This is a genomic window from Pseudideonella sakaiensis, from assembly GCF_048320135.1.
GTDB lineage: Bacteria > Pseudomonadota > Gammaproteobacteria > Burkholderiales > Burkholderiaceae_C > Ideonella_A > Ideonella_A sakaiensis_A.
This window is the reverse complement of the sequence record NZ_CP182947.1, coordinates 2,268,193-2,285,506: the sequence shown is the minus strand read 5'-3', so window position 1 is coordinate 2,285,506 and position 17,314 is coordinate 2,268,193. Positions and strand designations below refer to the sequence as shown.

The following is a 17,314-nucleotide window of genomic DNA, read 5'->3' as shown; positions in this document are numbered from 1 at the left end:
GCCGATGACCAGCACCGATTCAAGCCGTGGCGCAGCCTCCGCGCCGATCCATCGCATCGCGCCCAGCCTGTTGTCGGCCGACTTTGCCCGCCTAGGCGACGAGGTCCGCGATGTCATTGCGGCCGGTGCCGACTGGATCCACTTCGACGTGATGGACAACCATTACGTGCCGAACCTGACCTTCGGACCGATGGTCTGCGAGGCCTTGCGCAAACATGCGGTGACATCGGCCGGCGCCAAGGTGCCGATCGATGTGCACCTGATGGTGCAGCCGGTCGATGCGCTCGCGCAGGCGTTCTGCCGGGCCGGCGCCGACCTCGTCAGCTTTCATCCGGAGGCGTCGGCGCATGTCGATCGCAGCCTGCAGGTGATCAAGGCCGAAGGCTGCCAGGCCGGCCTGGTCTTCAATCCGGCGACGCCGCTCGATGTGCTCGACTGGGTTATCGACAAGGTCGATCTGGTGCTGATCATGAGCGTCAACCCTGGCTTCGGCGGGCAGAGCTTCATCGACGCGGCGCTGCGCAAGCTCGAGCAGGTGAGGCAACGCATCGATGCTCACCATGCAGCGACCGGCCGCGAGATCCGGCTCGAAATCGACGGCGGCGTCAAGGTCGACAACATCCGGCGCATCGCCGACGCCGGCGCCGACACCTTCGTCGCCGGCAGTGCGATCTTTGGCCAACCCGACTATGCGAAGGTGATTGCCGCGATGCGCGCGGAGCTCGCGCGGTGAGCGCGCTGGCGCAGGACGATGGCGCCGGCGTGCGCGCCGCGATCGTCGACCTCGACGGCACGATGGTCGATACGGTCGGCGATTTCGATGTCGCGCTGAATGCGATGCTTGCCGATCTGGCGCTGCCGGCGATCGACCGCGCATTCATCACCCAAACCGTCGGCAAGGGCTCCGAATACCTGATCCGCCGCGTGCTCGAGGCGATCGGCGCCGACGCCGCCCGCTACGACGACGCCTGGGCCGGCTATCAGGCCCACTACCGGCGCATCAACGGCCGGCATTCGGAGATTTATCCGGGTGTTCGCGAAGGGCTCGAGCAGTTGCGCGACCGCGGCTGGAAACTGGCCTGCCTGACCAACAAGCCGGGTGTCTTTGCCCGTGAGTTGCTCGATGCAAAGGGGCTGGCCGGTTTTTTCGAGGTGGTCAACGGCGGCGATGCCTTTGCGCGCAAGAAGCCCGACCCGCTGCCGCTGCTGAAGACCTGCGAGGCATTGGCGACCGACCCCGCGCAGACACTGATGATTGGCGACAGCAGCAACGATGCACGCGCCGCCCGCGCCGCCGGCTGCCCGGTCTGGCTGGTTTCCTACGGCTACAACCATGGCGAGCCGGTTGCCGACGTCGACTGCGACGGCATCGTCGACCGCCTCGACCAGCTGCCGCGGCTTGTGACAAGCCGCGCTCAGCGGCCAGCCTGATACACTTTTTCGATGTTCACCGCCCGCAAGCACATTCGCAGGTCAGCCGACCGGGGAGCCTGGCCCTGGCGACGCCGATTCGCTGCGGCCTGAGCGCCGGGCGCGCCTGGTTCGCGTCCGGTCCGCCTGACCGATGTCTGCTTGCCGCAATGGGCGCGTGATGAACCAATCGATCGCGTTGCACCGTCGGCTCCACCGGTGGGTCCTGCCCATCGATCCGTCTGGAACACCCCGGATGACTTGTTTCCCGCGCACGCCTTTGCGCTGCGGGTGGGCCGTGGAGGGCCCGCAATCGTGATCACCGAACTCGAATTCAAGAGCCTGGCCGCACAAGGCCACAACCGCATCCCGCTGATCGCCGAGGCCTTCGCCGATCTGGAAACGCCGCTGTCGCTGTATCTGAAGCTCGCCTACGGCAGCGGCGAAGGAAAAAACAGCTTTCTGCTCGAATCGGTCGTCGGCGGCGAACGTTTCGGCCGCTACTCCTTCATCGGGCTGCCGGCGCGCACGATGCTGCGGTCGACCGGCATGCGCACCGAAGTCGTCACCGACGGCCAAGTCGTCGAGACCGACGAGGGCAACCCGCTCGATTTCATCGCCCGCTACCAGGCGCGCTTCAAGGTTGCGTTGCGCCCCGGCATGCCGCGTTTCTGCGGCGGGCTGGCCGGTTATTTCGGCTACGACGCGGTACGCTACATCGAGCCGAAGCTGGCCGCGACGCACAAGGACGGCGGCATCGATACGCCGGACATCATGCTGCTGCAGTGCGAGGAACTGGCGGTCATCGACAACCTGTCGGGCCGGCTGTACCTGATCGTCTATGCCGACCCGCAGCAGCCCGAGGCCTTCTTCAATGCGAAGCGACGGCTCGCCGAACTCGGCGACAAGCTGAAATACAGCGTCACCGCGCCGGCCGTCCGGCGCGGCCAGTCGCATGGCGTCGAGCGCGATTTTGCAAAGGGTGACTACATCGCCGCGGTGCTGAAAGCGAAGGAGTACATCGCCGCCGGCGACATGATGCAGGTGCAGATCGGCCAGCGGCTGAAGAAGCGCTATACCGAAAGCCCGCTGAGCCTGTACCGCGCGCTGCGTTCGCTGAATCCGTCTCCGTACATGTATTTCTACGACATGGGCGATTTCCAGATCGTCGGCGCCTCACCTGAAATCCTGGTCCGTCAGGAGCAGACGCCCGATGGCGACAAGGTGACGATCCGGCCGCTGGCCGGCACCCGGCCGCGCGGCGCGACGCCGGAGCAGGACAAGGCGCTCGAGACCGAGCTGTCGGCCGACCCGAAGGAGCGCGCCGAGCACCTGATGCTGATCGACCTGGCGCGCAACGATATCGGTCGCATCGCGCAGATCGGCAGCGTCAAGGTCACCGAAGCATTTGCGGTCGAGCGTTATTCGCATGTGATGCACATCGTCAGCAATGTCGAGGGCCTGCTGAAACCAGGCACGACCAGCCTCGACGTGCTGCGCGCGACTTTCCCGGCCGGCACGCTGAGTGGCGCGCCGAAGGTGCGGGCGATGGAAATCATCGACGAACTCGAGCCGGTCAAGCGCGGCATCTACGGCGGCGCCTGCGGCTATCTGAGTTTTGCCGGCGACATGGACGTCGCGATCGCGATCCGCACCGGCATCGTCAAGGATCAGACGCTGTATGTGCAGGCGGCCGCCGGCGTGGTTGCCGATTCGGTGCCCGAACTCGAATGGAAGGAGACCGAAGCGAAGGCGCGTGCGCTTATCCGCGCTGCCGAACTGGTCGAGGAGGGCTTCTGACATGCTGTTGATGATCGACAACTACGACAGCTTCACCTTCAACCTGGTGCAATATTTCGGCGAGCTCGGCGAGGACGTGCGCGTCTTCCGCAACGACGAGATCACGCTCGACGGCATCGCGGAGCTGAAGCCCGATCAACTGGTGCTGTCGCCGGGCCCGTGTTCACCGGCCGAGGCCGGCATCTGCATCGATGCGATCAAGACCTTCATCGGCAAGCTGCCGATCCTCGGCGTCTGCCTCGGCCACCAGGCGATCGGCGCGGCGCTCGGCGGCAAGATCGTGCGCGCGCAGGTTCAAATGCACGGCAAGGCGAGCGACATCGCGAACGACGGCCAGGGTGTCTACAGCGGGCTGCCGGAGCGGTTTTCCGTGATCCGCTACCACTCGCTGGCGATCGACAAGGCGAGCCTGCCGGCCGAGCTCGAAATCACCTCGAGCACCGCCGATGGCGAAATCATGGGCGTTCGCCACAGTGCGCTGGCGGCGACGAAAACGCCGCTCGAAGGCGTGCAATTCCATCCGGAATCGATCCTCTCCGAACATGGCCATGCAATGCTGAAGAATTTTCTCGAGCTGTCGCGGCACGCAGCATGATGATCGACCTGCGCAGCGATACCGTGACCCGGCCGACGCCGGCGATGCGCGACGCGATGATGGCGGCCGAGGTCGGTGACGATGTCTTCGGCGACGACCCGACCGTTGATGCGCTGCAGCAGCGCATTGCCGCACTACTCGGCAAGCAGGCAGCGCTGTTCGTGCCGAGCGGCACGCAGAGCAACCTGTGTGCGCTGATGGCGCATTGCCAGCGTGGCGACGAATATCTGGTTGGGCAGATGGCGCATTGCTACCGCTGGGAGGCCGGCGGTGCGGCGGTGCTCGGCAGCATCCAGCCGCAGCCGCTGGCGCAGCGCTCCGACGGCACGATGTCGCTCGACGAGATCGAGTCGCAGATCAAGCCCGACGACTCGCATTTCGCGCGCACCCGGCTGCTTGCGCTGGAGAACACCTGGGGCGGCAAAGTACTGCCGCAGGCCTATGTCGAACAGGCTTGCGAGCTGGCGCACCGGCGCGGCCTGGCCACCCACCTCGACGGCGCGCGGCTGTTCAATGCCGCAGTGGCTGCAGCAGGCGATGCCGCGGCGCAGGCGCGGCGGCTGGCCGAGCCGTTCGACAGCGTATCGATCTGCTTCAGCAAGGGGTTGGGCGCGCCGGTCGGCTCGGCGCTGTGCGGTTCGACCGAGCTGATCGCGCGCGCCCGGCGGCTGCGCAAGATGCTGGGTGGCGGCATGCGCCAGGCCGGCGTGCTGGCGGCAGCGGCGCTGTTTGCGCTTGACCACCATGTCGACCGGCTCGCCGAAGACCACCACCATGCCAGGCTGCTCGCCGACGGCCTGCACGGGCTCGATGGCGTTGCCGTCGAGACGCCGCAGACCAACATGCTCTTCATCGACCTGACGCCCGAGCGGGCGGCCGGTGCGGTCGAGCGGCTGCGCGCTGCCGGCCTGTTGTGCACCGGGCTGTACCGGCTGCGGCTGGTAACCCACCTCGACCTTTCTGCCGACGATATCGCGCAGGCCATCCGGATCCTGCGCAGCAACCTTTAGGAGGCACCATGCCGATCACCGATACCGAAGCGCTGACGCGCACCATCGAGCACCGCGAGATCTTCCACGACGAGATGCTGGCGATCGTGCGCCGCATCATGAGCGGCGAAATGTCGCCGGTGATGATGGCCGCGATGCTGATCGGCCTGCGCGTCAAGAAGGAGACGATCGGCGAGATCACCGCAGCTGCGCAGGTGATGCGCGAATTCTCGACCCGCGTCGTCGTCGCCGACCGCAAGCATCTGGTCGACATCGTCGGCACCGGCGGTGATGGCTCGCACACCTTCAACATCTCGACCTGCAGCATGTTCGTTGCCGCCGCGGCCGGCGCCCGGGTCAGCAAACACGGCAACCGCAGCGTGTCGAGCAAATCGGGCAGTGCCGACGTGCTCGAGTCGCTCGGCGTGTCCTTGAACCTGACGCCTGCGGCGATCGCCCGCTGCATCGCCGATACCGGCATCGGTTTCATGTTCGCGCCGGCCCATCATCCGGCGATGAAAAATGTCGGCCCGGTGCGCAAGGAGCTTGGCGTGCGAACGATCTTCAATATCCTGGGCCCGCTGACCAATCCGGCCGACGCGCCGAATATCCTGATGGGCGTTTTCCACCCCGACCTGGTCGGCATCCAGGTCCGCGCGCTGCAGCGGCTCGGCGCCGAACATGCGGTGGTCGTTTATGGCCGCGACGGGCTGGACGAGGTGTCGCTTGGTGCCGCGACGATGGTCGGCGAATACAAGGACGGAGCGATCAACGAATACGAGATCCATCCGGAGGATTTCGGGCTGACGATGTCGAGCAGCCGCAACCTGCGCGTCGAGACACCCGAGGAATCGAAGGCGATGCTGCTCGGCGTGCTCGACAACGAGCCCGGCGCACCGCGCGACATCGTTGCGCTCAATGCCGGTGTCGCGTTGTATGCGGCGAATGTCGTGCCGTCGATGGCCGACGGCGTTGCGCTGGCCAGCGAGACGCTTGCCAGCGGTGCGGCCAAGGCGCGGATGAACCAGTTTGTCGAGCGCACCCGCGCGCTGGCCACCGAATCGTGAGCGACATCCTCGAGAAGATCGTCGCCGTCAAGCGCGACGAGGTTGCCGCCGCGAAACGGGCCCGCGATCTGCCGTCGCTGCGCCGCGATGCCGAGGCGCTCGGCGGCGTGCGTGATTTTGCCGCGGCGATGCGCACGAAGATCGACGCCGGGCGTGCCGCGGTGATTGCCGAAATCAAGAAGGCAAGCCCGAGCAAGGGTGTGCTGCGCGCCGATTTTCGTCCGGCCGATATCGCTGCCAGCTATGCCGGTGGTGGCGCCGCATGCCTCAGCGTGCTGACCGATCGGCAGTTTTTCCAGGGCAGCGCGCAATACCTGCAGGAGGCCCGCACGGCCTGCGCGCTGCCGGTGATCCGCAAGGATTTTCTGGTCGATCCGTACCAGGTCTACGAGGCGCGGGAAATGGGTGCCGACTGCATTCTGCTGATCGTCGCCTGCCTCGATCAGGACTTGATGGCCGAACTCGAGGCACAGGCGGTCGAACTCGGCATGGCGGTGCTGGTCGAGGCGCACGATGGCGCGGAACTCGACCGCGCGTTGCGCCTGCAAACGCCGCTGATCGGCATCAACAACCGCAATCTGCGCAGTTTCGAGGTCGATCTGGCGACCACGCTCGGCCTGCTGCCGGCGATTCCAGCCGACCGGCTGCTGGTCACCGAAAGCGGCATCCTCGATGCGGCGGACGTCGAGCGGATGCGCTCCGCCGGCGTCCACGGCTTTCTGGTCGGCGAGGCCTTCATGCGCGCCGATGATCCCGGGGCCGCGCTGGCCCGGCTGTTCGGATGAGCGCCGATGCGATGACGACGGTCCATTGCCAGCCCTGCGCCGGCGCGACGGTCGGTTTTGTCTTCATCTGCCCGGGGCGGTTCGAGGCCAATCGCGGTTATCCGTGTGCGGCAGGTACCGGCGCCAACCTGGCGCGCGCGCTGGTCGAGCTGAACCGGCGCGCGCCGGAGGTCTTCCGCTCGCCGCAGCGCAGTGACTACCTGGTCACCAACGCCTGGTCGACGGTTGAATACCCGGCGCTGACCGGCCGCTCGGTGCCGAGCGAGGCCGAAGTGCTGGCGCCGGCCAATCTGGACCGGCTGGCCGCCGAGATCGCGCAGCTGCAGACCGTCGTCGCCTGTGGCGCGCAGGCGCATGCGGCGCTGCGGGCGATTTCGCTGCGGCGGCCGGAACTGCGGGTTGCCTATGCGCGACACCTCAGCCAGCGCTCGGTCAACATGATTCCGGGCGGCAGCGATACGCCGCAGCGGATCGCCCGCTGGGTCGATCTGGTGCTCGCGCAGATTGCCGAAGCTGACGCTGGAAACGAGGCCGGCCCGCAATCGGGGAAAACGGCGCCAGCTGTGTTATAGTCCCGGGTTCACCGGAGGGGTGCCCGAGTGGCTAAAGGGGGCAGACTGTAAATCTGTTGGCTTACGCCTACGTTGGTTCGAATCCAACCTCCTCCACCAGTGAAAGGCAAGATCCAGACAGCAAGCGGTTTTTTGGCGGTTTTCCGGGCTTCGCTGTCGCGGCGGGCTCGCAGGCTTCAAAGCGGGAGTAGTTCAATGGTAGAACTCCAGCCTTCCAAGCTGATCACGCGGGTTCGATTCCCGTCTCCCGCTCCAGTTTTCTGATCGCTGTCGGTCGGTTTGTGCGGTATGTGTGAGTGAGTGGTTGGTCGTCAGAGGCATGGTGAACGCGCGTTTCCATGCCTGTGTCGACCGGCAAGATTGACTGCCCATGTGGCTCAGTGGTAGAGCACTCCCTTGGTAAGGGAGAGGTCGCGCGTTCGATCCGCGCCATGGGCACCACGATTCGTTTGTTAGCAGGATGGCGCGTTTGCTCGGCAAACCCATCTCTTTGACGGAGAAAACAAGATGGCAAAAGGTAAATTCGAGCGGACCAAGCCGCACGTGAACGTTGGCACGATCGGTCACGTGGACCACGGCAAGACGACGCTGACGGCGGCGATCACGACGATCCTGGCGGCGAAGTTCGGTGGCGAGGCCAAGGGCTACGACCAGATCGACGCGGCGCCGGAAGAGAAGGCGCGCGGCATCACGATCAATACCGCACACGTCGAGTACGAGACGGCGAACCGCCACTATGCACACGTCGACTGCCCGGGGCACGCCGACTACGTGAAGAACATGATCACCGGCGCGGCGCAGATGGACGGCGCGATCCTGGTGTGCTCGGCCGCTGACGGCCCGATGCCGCAGACGCGTGAGCACATCCTGCTGGCCCGCCAGGTCGGTGTGCCGTACATCATCGTGTTCCTGAACAAGTGCGACATGGTCGACGACGCCGAGCTGCTCGAGCTGGTCGAGATGGAAGTGCGCGAGCTGCTCGACAAATACGACTTCCCGGGCGACACGACGCCGATCGTTCACGGCAGCGCGAAGCTGGCGATCGAGGGCGACAAGGGCGAGCTCGGCGAAGGCGCGATCATGAAGCTGGCCGAGGCACTCGACAGCTACATCCCGACGCCCGAGCGCGCGGTTGACGGCGCATTCCTGATGCCGGTCGAGGACGTTTTCTCGATCTCGGGTCGCGGCACCGTCGTGACGGGCCGGGTCGAGCGCGGCATCATCAAGGTCGGCGAGGAAATCGAGATCGTCGGCATCAACCCGACGCAGAAGACGACCTGCACCGGCGTCGAGATGTTCCGCAAGCTGCTGGACCAGGGCCAGGCTGGCGACAACGTCGGTATCCTGCTGCGCGGCACCAAGCGTGAAGACGTGCAGCGTGGCCAGGTGCTGTGCAAGCCGGGTTCGGTCAAGCCGCACACCCACTTCACGGCCGAGATCTACGTGCTGAGCAAGGAAGAAGGTGGCCGTCACACGCCGTTCTTCAACAACTACCGGCCGCAGTTCTATTTCCGTACGACGGACGTGACCGGTGCGGTCGAGCTGCCGAAGGACAAGGAAATGGTGATGCCGGGCGACAACGTCAGCATCACGGTCAAGCTGATTGCGCCGATCGCGATGGAAGAAGGTCTGCGTTTCGCGATTCGTGAAGGCGGCCGCACCGTTGGTGCCGGCGTCGTCGCGAAGATCATGGAATAAGCTTGGGTCGACGACAGCGAGGAATTCAGACTGCAGGGGCGTAGCTCAATTGGCAGAGCGCTGGTCTCCAAAACCAGAGGTTGGGGGTTCGATGCCCTCCGCCCCTGCCACTCGGTGCCAAGACTTACAACGGACCGAATCGGCAAACTGAAAACTTCCATCCTCGCTCCGGCCCGCACAGCACTTGGTGCTTGCGGGCTTTGCCGTTGCAGTTTGCCGAACCCGGCGGCTGCCAGCGGCCCTGAATTGAACTGAATGACAGCATGTCGAATCCAACCGTCGAAACCGTAACAACCGGCGCTGACAAGGCGAAGCTGGCTGCGGCCGCCGTGCTGGCAGTCGGCGCGATCGTCGCGTTTTATGCGCTCGGCACGCAGGAGCTTTGGCTGCGCGTGCTCGCGCTGCTCGGCCTGATGGTGGTCGCGATCGCTGTCTTTTTTACCTCCGAACCCGGCAAGCAGCTTGTTGCTTATGGGCGCGACTCCATCAAGGAGGTGCGCAAGGTCGTCTGGCCGACGCGCAAGGAAGCGCTGCAGATGACCGGTTATGTCTTTGCCTTCGTATTCGTGATGGCCTTGTTTCTGTGGTTGACCGACAAGACGCTGGAATGGGTGCTGTACGACCTGGTGTTGGGTTGGAAGCGTTGAGGATCTACCAATGAGCGACCCGAATGAAAATCTGGCGAACCTGGTGACGGGCGACGCCGCTGGCGAGGCTGCGGCGCCGATGGCCGCGCCGTCGCGCCCGAACCTGCGCTGGTATGTGGTTCATGCCTACTCCGGCATGGAAAAGGCCGTCGAGCGCAATCTGCGCGAGCGCATCGACCGCTCCGGCATGCAGGACAAGTTCGGCCGCATCCTGGTGCCGATGGAAGAAGTTGTCGAGCTGAAAAACGGCAAGAAGTCGGTCACCGAGCGTCGCTTCTTCCCCGGCTATGTGCTGGTCGAGATGGAGATGGCCGACGACAGCTGGCACCTCGTCAAGCACACCAGCAAGGTCACCGGCTTTGTCGGCGGCGCGAAGAACCGGCCGTCGCCGATTTCCGAAGCAGAAGTGGCGAAGATCGTCAACCAGATGCAGGAAGGTGTCGAGAAGCCGCGGCCGAAGGTCGAGTGGTCGGTCGGCGAGATGGTCCGTGTCAAGGAAGGCCCGTTCACCGATTTCAACGGCGCAGTCGAGGACGTCAACTACGACAAGTCGAAGGTGCGTGTCTCGGTGACGATTTTCGGCCGTGCGACGCCGGTCGAACTCGATTTCGGGCAGGTCGAGAAGGTCTGACGGCAGCAAAACGAGCCTGACCGGGCTCGTTGTCGGCAGCAATGCCGGCCGAACCGGTCCGTAGCCGGGGACGACGTGACGTCCCCAGGAGGAGCCGAGGTAACCAGTCCTTCGGCGCTTGCACTCGGGAACCGTCGCCGCAATGGCAGTGGTTCCTTATTCGAAAGTGGTAAGAAATGGCAAAGAAAATAGTCGGCTTCATCAAGCTGCAGGTCCCTGCAGGCAAAGCCAATCCGTCGCCCCCGATCGGCCCGGCACTCGGCCAGCGTGGCCTGAACATCATGGAGTTCTGCAAGGCGTTCAACGCGCAGACCTCCAGCATGGAGCCCGGCCTCGTGTTGCCGGTGGTGATCACTGCGTTTGCGGACAAGTCCTTCACCTTCGTGCTGAAGACGCCGCCGGCAACCGTGCTGATCAAGAAATCGCTGAAGCTCGACAAGGGCTCGCCGAAGCCGAATGCGCAGAAGGTCGGCAAGATGACCCGTGCGCAGATCGAGGAAATTGCAAAAACCAAGATGAAGGACCTGAGCGCGGCCGATCTGGACGCTGCCGTCCGCACGATCGCCGGTTCGGCCCGCTCGATGGGCGTCACCGTGGAAGGAGTCGTCTGATCATGGCCAAACTGACCAAACGCCAGAAGGCACTCGCCGGCAAGGTCGATTCGACCAAGCTGTACCCGCTCGACGGCGCGCTCGCGCTCGTCAAGGAATGCGCGACCGCGAAATTCGATGAGTCGATCGACGTCGCTGTGCAGCTCGGCATCGATGCGAAGAAGTCGGACCAGGTGGTTCGCGGCGCTGTCGTGATGCCCAATGGCACCGGCAAGACCAAGCGCGTCGCCGTCTTTGCGCAGGGCGCGAAGGCCGAGGAGGCGAAAGCCGCCGGCGCCGACATCGTCGGCATGGAAGACCTGGCCGAGAAGATCAAGGCCGGCCAGATGGACTTCGACGTCGTCATCGCGTCGCCCGACACGATGCGCATCGTCGGTACGCTGGGCCAGATTCTCGGCCCGCGCGGCCTGATGCCGAACCCGAAGGTCGGCACCGTGACGCCCGATGTCGCCACCGCGGTGAAAAACGCCAAGGCCGGCCAGGTGCAGTTCCGTGTCGACAAGGCCGGCATCGTGCACGGCACGATCGGTCTGCGCTCGTTCGAGACCGACAAGCTGATGGGCAACCTGCGCGCGCTGATCGAGGCGCTGAACAAGGCCAAGCCGGCCACCAGCAAGGGTGTCTACCTGCGCAAGGTCGCCGTCTCGTCGACGATGGGCATCGGTGCCCGCGTCGACATCGCGTCGATCAATGCCGCGTCGGCACAGGCCTGATTGAAAACCGGTTGCGGCGCGAGTCTGGCGCCGTGACCGTTTGCAGAGTTTGGTGGGTTGTCGCCTCCCCGGAGGCGGCAGGTCATCCAAGACCGCTGGTGTCGACCGCAAGGTCGGCTTAATCGCCAGCGCAGATGGCGGTCCCGCCGTGAAGGATTGAATTTTCCGGATCGGATGGTCGCTGAAACGTGGCGTGTGGGGCGGCTGCAAAGCCAAACCGCACAGATGTGAGGAGTAGACCTTGAGTCTCAACCGCAACGAAAAGCAGACCGTGGTGACGGATGTGGCAGCCCAGGCGGCTCGCTCGCAGACGCTCGCGCTGGCTGAATACCGTGGCCTCACCGTGGCACACCTGGACACGTTGCGCCGCACGGCGCGCGAAAGCGGCGTTTATCTTCACGTGCTGAAGAATTCGCTGGCTCGTCGCGCCGTTGCCGGCACACCGTTCGAGGTGGCCTCGGAGAGCATGGTCGGCCCGCTGATCTATGGTTTTTCCGAAGATGCAGTCGCCGCGGCAAAGGTCCTGTCGGACTTCGCCAAGGGCAACGACAAGCTGATCGTGATGGGCGGCGCCTATGCAGGCAAGGCCCTCAATGCTGACGGCGTGAAGGCGCTGGCGGCGATCCCGAGCAAGGAAGTGCTGCTGTCCCAGCTGCTCGGCCTGATGCAAAGCCCGGTCTCGCGCATGGCGCGGGTGCTGGCTGCATTGGCTGAACAGCGTGGCGAAGGCGCTGCGCCGGCAGGCGATGCGCCTGCCGCCGAAGCCCCGGCCGCTGCCTGATCGCACGATCAATCTTCGTTTATTCAATTCAAGAGTTAGGAAATCAAAATGGCATTCGATAAAGACGCATTCCTGAGCGCACTCGACAGCATGTCGGTGATGGAACTCAATGACCTGGTCAAGGCCATTGAAGAGAAATTCGGCGTGTCCGCCGCTGCAATGGCCGCTCCGGCCGGCGCGGGTGGTGGTGCAGCAGCTGCTGTCGCCGAAGAGCAGACCGAGTTCAACGTCGTGCTGCAAGAAGCCGGCGCGAACAAGGTGTCGGTCATCAAGGCGGTTCGCGAGCTGACCGGCCTGGGCCTGAAGGAAGCCAAGGACCTCGTCGACGGCGCTCCGAAGAACGTGAAGGAAGCCGTTGCCAAGGCCGACGCAGAAGCTGCGCTGAAGAAGCTGGTCGAAGCCGGCGCCAAGGCCGAGATCAAGTAAGCGACATCCGTGTTGCGGGCCGGGTGCCAAAGGCTCCTGGCCCTTTGTTCTTTTCGCGTCGCTTTGGCGCGGAATTCCTGGGTTGTCTACAGAGATAACCCTAGGAGAGCAGCTGGAAAGCCCTCGAGCCGACAATCGAGGGTTTTCCAAGTGTTCTCTGATCCGACTGCAGAGAACGGGTTTGGTCGGACTCCGGTGCAATGCCGGGGTTGTCCGCCAGCGGCTGGTAGTGGCCAGCCACCAAGCTTCGAGTGCCAGACCCGGGGTCGCCGGCGGGCCGTTCCGCCGCGACCACGTATCCCCGCAGGGGAGGCGAAGTCCGCTCGCGGATCTCGGGGTCGCTCGATACGACAGTCGCCGACGGGGATGAGGCCAGGGCCGGGCCAGTCCCCTGAGACGGAGTGAGAAATCACCTATGGCGCAGCAAACAACCCCCTACACCTATACCGAACGCAAGCGTATCCGCAAGAGTTTCGGCAAGCGTGAGAGCGTTCTCAACGTTCCTTATCTGCTGACGATGCAGAAGGAGTCCTACGTCGCGTTCCTGCAAAAGGACGTGCCGCCACAGAAACGCAAACCCGAGGGACTGCAGGCTGCATTCCTCTCGGCATTCCCGATTGTTTCGCACAACGGGTTCGTCGAGATGAAATTCATCGAATTCAACATGGCCAAACCCGCGTTCGATACGCGGGAGTGCCGCCAGCGTGGACTGACCTACGCCGCCGCCGTGCGCGCGAAGCTGCAGATGATCATCTATGACCGGGAGTCGCCGCAGGCGAAAACCGTCAAGGAGATCAAGGAGCAGGAGGTCTACATGGGCGAAGTGCCGCTGATGACCGACTACGGCTCGTTCATCGTCAACGGCACCGAGCGCGTCATCGTCTCGCAGCTGCACCGCTCGCCGGGCGTCTTCTTCGAGCACGACAAGGGCAAGACCCACAGCTCGGGCAAGCTGCTGTTCTCGGCGCGCATCATCCCCTATCGCGGTTCGTGGCTCGATTTCGAGTTCGACCCGAAGGATGCGCTGTATTTCCGCGTCGACCGCCGCCGCAAGATGCCGGTGACGATCCTGCTGAAGGCGATCGGCCTGAATCCCGAGCAGATCCTCGCCCACTTCTTCGTCTTCGACAATTTCCGTCTGATGGACTCGGGCGCCCAGCTCGAATTCGTTGCTGACCGTCTGCGCGGCGAAATCGCCCGCTTCGACATCACCGACAAGAACGGCAAGGTGATCGTCGAGAAGGACAAGCGCATCACCGCGCGCCACACGCGCGAGCTCGAGAAGTCGGAGACGCAGTTCCTGAGCGTGCCGGAAGACTTCCTCGCCGGCCGCATGCTGGCCCGCAACATCGTCGACGAGGATACCGGCGAGATCATCGCGAAGGCCAACGACGAGCTGACCGAAGCGGTGCTGAAGAAGCTGCGCACCGCCGGCATCAAGGAGTTCCAGGCGCTGTACACGAACGAGCTCGACGAAGGCGCCTACATCTCGCAGACGCTGGCCGCCGACGAGACCGCCGACCAGCTGGCCGCGCGCGTCGCGATCTACCGCATGATGCGTCCCGGCGAGCCGCCGACCGAAGATGCGGTCGAGGCGCTGTTCAACCGCCTGTTCTACAACGCCGATACCTACGACCTGTCGCGCGTCGGCCGGATGAAGTTCAATGCCCGGGTCGGCCGCGATACGCCGGAAGGCCCGATGACGCTGTCGAACGACGACATCCTCGATGTCGTCAAGATCCTGGTCGAGCTGCGCAACGGCCGCGGCGAGGTCGACGACATCGACCACCTCGGCAATCGCCGTGTGCGTTGCGTCGGCGAGCTGGCCGAGAACCAGTACCGCTCGGGCCTGGCGCGGATCGAGAAGGCGGTCAAGGAGCGTCTCGGCCAGGCCGAGACCGAAGCCCTGATGCCGCACGACCTGATCAACAGCAAGCCGATCTCGGCCGCGCTGAAGGAATTCTTCGGCGCGTCGCAGCTGTCGCAGTTCATGGACCAGACCAACCCGCTGTCCGAGATCACGCACAAGCGTCGCGTCTCGGCCCTCGGCCCGGGTGGCCTGACCCGCGAACGTGCCGGCTTCGAAGTCCGCGACGTGCACCCGACGCACTACGGCCGGGTCTGCCCGATCGAGACGCCGGAAGGTCCGAACATCGGCCTGATCAACTCGCTGGCGCTGTATGCGCAGCTGAACGAATACGGCTTCCTCGAGACGCCGTACCGCCGCGTCGAGAACGGCCAGGTGACCGACCAGATCGACTACCTGTCGGCGATCGAGGAAGGCAAATATGTGATCGCGCAGGCGAGCGCGACGCTCGACGAGAAGGGTCGCTTGATCGACGAGCTGGTCAGCGCGCGTGACAACGGCGAATCGATCCTGACGATGGCCGAGCGCATCCAGTACATGGACGTCGCGCCGACCCAGATCGTCTCGGTGGCCGCGTCGCTGGTGCCGTTCCTCGAGCACGACGATGCGAACCGCGCACTGATGGGCGCGAACATGCAGCGCCAGGCCGTGCCGACGTTGCGCCCCGAGAAGGCGCTGGTCGGTACCGGTGTCGAGCGGGTCGCCGCGAAAGACTCGGGCACCGTCGTCGCTGCCCGCCGTGGTGGCGTCGTCGACTATGTCGATACCAACCGCATCGTGATCCGCGTCAACGACAAGGAGACGGTGGCGGGCGAAGTCGGTGTCGACATCTACAACCTGATCAAGTACCAGCGTTCGAACCAGAATACGAACATCCACCAGCGCCCGATTGTCAAGCGGGGTGATGTCGTCTCGGCCGAGGACATCATTGCCGACGGCGCCTCGACCGACATCGGTGAGCTGGCACTCGGCCAGAACATGCTGGTCGCGTTCATGCCGTGGAACGGCTACAACTTCGAGGACTCGATCCTGATCTCGGAGCGCGTGGTTGCCGAAGATCGCTACACCTCGATCCACATCGAGGAACTGGTCGTGATGGCGCGCGACACCAAGCTCGGTTCCGAGGAAATCACCCGCGACATCCCGAACCTCTCCGAACAGCAACTGGCTCGCCTCGACGAATCGGGCATCGTCTATGTCGGTGCCGAGGTCAATCCGGGCGATACGCTGGTCGGCAAGGTCACGCCGAAGGGCGAAACGACGCTGACGCCGGAAGAGAAGCTGCTGCGCGCGATCTTCGGCGAGAAGGCGTCCGACGTGAAGGACACCTCGCTGCGTGTCGACCAGGGCACCAGCGGCACTGTCATCGACGTGCAGGTCTTCACCCGTGAAGGAATCCAGCGCGACAAGCGGGCCCAGCAGATCATCGACGACGAGCTGAAGCGCTTCCGTCTCGACCTGAACGACCAGCTGCGAATCGTCGAGGCCGACGCCTTCGACCGGATCGAGAAGCTGCTGATCGGCAAGGCTGCCAACGGCGGCCCGCAGAAGATCGCCAAGGGAACGGTGATCGACAAGGCCTATCTGGTCGGCGTCGAGAAATACCACTGGTTCGACATCCGTCCGGCCGAAGACGATGTCGCGAACCAGCTCGAATCGATCAAGAATTCGCTCGAGCAGACCCGTCACAGCTTCGACCTCGCGTTCGAAGAGAAGCGCAAGAAGCTGACGCAGGGCGACGAGCTGCCGGCCGGCGTGCTGAAGATGGTCAAGGTCTACCTGGCCGTCAAGCGCCGCCTGCAGCCTGGCGACAAGATGGCCGGCCGCCACGGCAACAAGGGTGTGGTGTCGAAGATCGTTCCGATCGAGGACATGCCCTACATGGCCGATGGCACGCCGTGCGACATCGTGCTGAACCCGCTCGGCGTGCCGTCGCGGATGAACGTCGGCCAGGTGCTCGAGGTTCACCTCGGCTGGGCCGGCAAGGGCATCGGCCAGCGCATCGGCGACATGCTGCAGCAGCACGCGAAGGCGAGCGAACTGCGCAAGTTCCTCGACGAGCTTTACAACAAGTCGGGCGGCAAGACCGAGAAGCTGGACAGCCTCAGCGACGAAAACGTCATCGAGATGGCGAGCAACCTCGTCAAGGGTGTGCCGTTCGCGACGCCGGTCTTCGACGGCGCTGCGGAAGAAGAAATCCGCGGCATGCTGAAGCTGGCCTATCCGGACGAGATCGCGAAGGCGAAGGGGCTGACCCCGACACGCACGCAGGCCATCCTGCACGACGGCCGCACCGGCGACGCTTTCGAGCGTCCGGTGACGGTGGGCTACATGCACGTGCTGAAGCTGCACCACCTGGTCGACGACAAGATGCACGCGCGTTCGACCGGCCCGTACAGCCTGGTGACCCAGCAGCCGCTGGGCGGCAAGGCGCAGTTCGGTGGCCAGCGTTTCGGCGAGATGGAAGTGTGGGCGCTCGAGGCCTACGGTGCGAGCTATGTGTTGCAGGAAATGCTGACCGTCAAGTCCGACGACGTCAACGGCCGTACCAAGGTGTACGAGTCGATCGTCAAGGGCGAGCACGCGATCGAGGCCGGCATGCCGGAATCGTTCAACGTGCTGGTCAAGGAGATCCGCTCGCTTGGCATCGACATCGAACTTGAACGGAATTGACGTGCCAAAGCCGCGCCATGCTGCGTTGTTCGGTCGGTTGCATAGCGCT

At 64.4% G+C, this 17,314-nt stretch carries 16 protein-coding genes and 4 tRNA genes; all 20 read left to right on the top strand.

All coding sequences use genetic code 11. The annotated features are described in order from the left end of the window. Positions 1–4: 4 nt before the first annotated feature. The 20 genes from rpe to rpoB all read left to right on the top strand — a co-directional run bounded on the left by rpe (position 5) and on the right by rpoB (position 17,265). Entirely contained in the window at positions 5–733 is a 729-nt protein-coding gene (gene rpe, locus ACNH6H_RS10290; protein WP_418317415.1) for a ribulose-phosphate 3-epimerase, read from the top strand. After that, positions 730–1,431 carry a phosphoglycolate phosphatase gene (locus tag ACNH6H_RS10285; protein WP_418317414.1) on the top strand — a complete coding sequence of 234 codons (702 nt, stop codon included), beginning with the start codon at positions 730–732 and terminating at the stop codon, positions 1,429–1,431. Before rpe ends, ACNH6H_RS10285 begins: the two co-directional genes overlap by 4 nt. 294 nt (positions 1,432–1,725) lie before the next feature. Continuing rightward, a complete protein-coding gene (trpE, locus tag ACNH6H_RS10280; RefSeq protein WP_418317413.1) occupies positions 1,726–3,210 on the top strand; it encodes an anthranilate synthase component I in 1,485 nt (494 codons plus the stop codon). Position 3,211: 1 nt separating this feature from the next. Further along, the gene (locus ACNH6H_RS10275) at positions 3,212–3,805 is read left to right on the top strand and encodes an anthranilate synthase component II (RefSeq protein ID WP_418317412.1); all 594 of its coding nucleotides are present in this window, start codon (positions 3,212–3,214) and stop codon (positions 3,803–3,805) included. Next, positions 3,802–4,815 carry a low-specificity L-threonine aldolase gene (ltaE, locus tag ACNH6H_RS10270; protein ID WP_418317411.1) on the top strand — a complete coding sequence of 338 codons (1,014 nt, stop codon included), beginning with the start codon at positions 3,802–3,804 and terminating at the stop codon, positions 4,813–4,815. Before ACNH6H_RS10275 ends, ltaE begins: the two co-directional genes overlap by 4 nt. Before the next feature lie 8 nt (positions 4,816–4,823). Continuing rightward, on the top strand, positions 4,824–5,861 hold the full coding sequence (trpD, locus tag ACNH6H_RS10265) for an anthranilate phosphoribosyltransferase (RefSeq protein WP_418317410.1): 1,038 nt from the start codon (positions 4,824–4,826) through the stop codon (positions 5,859–5,861). Then, entirely contained in the window at positions 5,858–6,646 is a 789-nt protein-coding gene (trpC, locus tag ACNH6H_RS10260; RefSeq protein ID WP_418317409.1) for an indole-3-glycerol phosphate synthase TrpC, read from the top strand. The genes trpD and trpC overlap by 4 nt, the downstream gene beginning before the upstream one ends. Beyond that, the gene (locus ACNH6H_RS10255) at positions 6,643–7,218 is read left to right on the top strand and encodes a hypothetical protein (RefSeq protein ID WP_418317408.1); all 576 of its coding nucleotides are present in this window, start codon (positions 6,643–6,645) and stop codon (positions 7,216–7,218) included. The genes trpC and ACNH6H_RS10255 overlap by 4 nt, the downstream gene beginning before the upstream one ends. A 13-nt stretch (positions 7,219–7,231) precedes the next feature. Beyond that, positions 7,232–7,317, top strand: a tRNA-Tyr gene (locus tag ACNH6H_RS10250). Positions 7,318–7,399: 82 nt separating this feature from the next. Further along, positions 7,400–7,473 (top strand) — tRNA-Gly (locus ACNH6H_RS10245). Between the two features lie 111 nt (positions 7,474–7,584). After that, positions 7,585–7,659: transfer RNA gene (locus tag ACNH6H_RS10240), tRNA-Thr, on the top strand. Positions 7,660–7,725: 66 nt separating this feature from the next. After that, entirely contained in the window at positions 7,726–8,916 is a 1,191-nt protein-coding gene (gene tuf / locus ACNH6H_RS10235) for an elongation factor Tu (protein WP_418317390.1), read from the top strand. A 34-nt stretch (positions 8,917–8,950) separates the two neighbouring features. After that, positions 8,951–9,026 (top strand) — tRNA-Trp (locus ACNH6H_RS10230). Positions 9,027–9,179: 153 nt separating this feature from the next. Further along, positions 9,180–9,563 (top strand): preprotein translocase subunit SecE, encoded by a 384-nt coding sequence (gene secE, locus ACNH6H_RS10225; RefSeq protein ID WP_418317407.1) that lies wholly within the window; start codon positions 9,180–9,182, stop codon positions 9,561–9,563. Between the two features lie 79 nt (positions 9,564–9,642). After that, on the top strand, positions 9,643–10,194 hold the full coding sequence (gene nusG, locus ACNH6H_RS10220) for a transcription termination/antitermination protein NusG (protein ID WP_418321280.1): 552 nt from the start codon (positions 9,643–9,645) through the stop codon (positions 10,192–10,194). Between the two features lie 176 nt (positions 10,195–10,370). Beyond that, entirely contained in the window at positions 10,371–10,805 is a 435-nt protein-coding gene (gene rplK / locus ACNH6H_RS10215; protein WP_418317406.1) for a 50S ribosomal protein L11, read from the top strand. 2 nt (positions 10,806–10,807) lie between these two features. Further along, positions 10,808–11,518 (top strand): 50S ribosomal protein L1, encoded by a 711-nt coding sequence (gene rplA, locus ACNH6H_RS10210; protein WP_418317405.1) that lies wholly within the window; start codon positions 10,808–10,810, stop codon positions 11,516–11,518. 241 nt (positions 11,519–11,759) lie between these two features. Continuing rightward, positions 11,760–12,299 (top strand): 50S ribosomal protein L10, encoded by a 540-nt coding sequence (gene rplJ / locus ACNH6H_RS10205; RefSeq protein WP_418317403.1) that lies wholly within the window; start codon positions 11,760–11,762, stop codon positions 12,297–12,299. Positions 12,300–12,347: 48 nt separating this feature from the next. Continuing rightward, positions 12,348–12,725: a 50S ribosomal protein L7/L12 gene (rplL, locus tag ACNH6H_RS10200; protein ID WP_418317402.1), complete on the top strand. Its 378-nt coding sequence runs from the start codon at positions 12,348–12,350 to the stop codon at positions 12,723–12,725. A 415-nt stretch (positions 12,726–13,140) separates the two neighbouring features. Continuing rightward, positions 13,141–17,265 carry a DNA-directed RNA polymerase subunit beta gene (rpoB, locus tag ACNH6H_RS10195; RefSeq protein WP_418317400.1) on the top strand — a complete coding sequence of 1,375 codons (4,125 nt, stop codon included), beginning with the start codon at positions 13,141–13,143 and terminating at the stop codon, positions 17,263–17,265. The last annotated feature ends 49 nt before the right edge of the window (positions 17,266–17,314 follow it).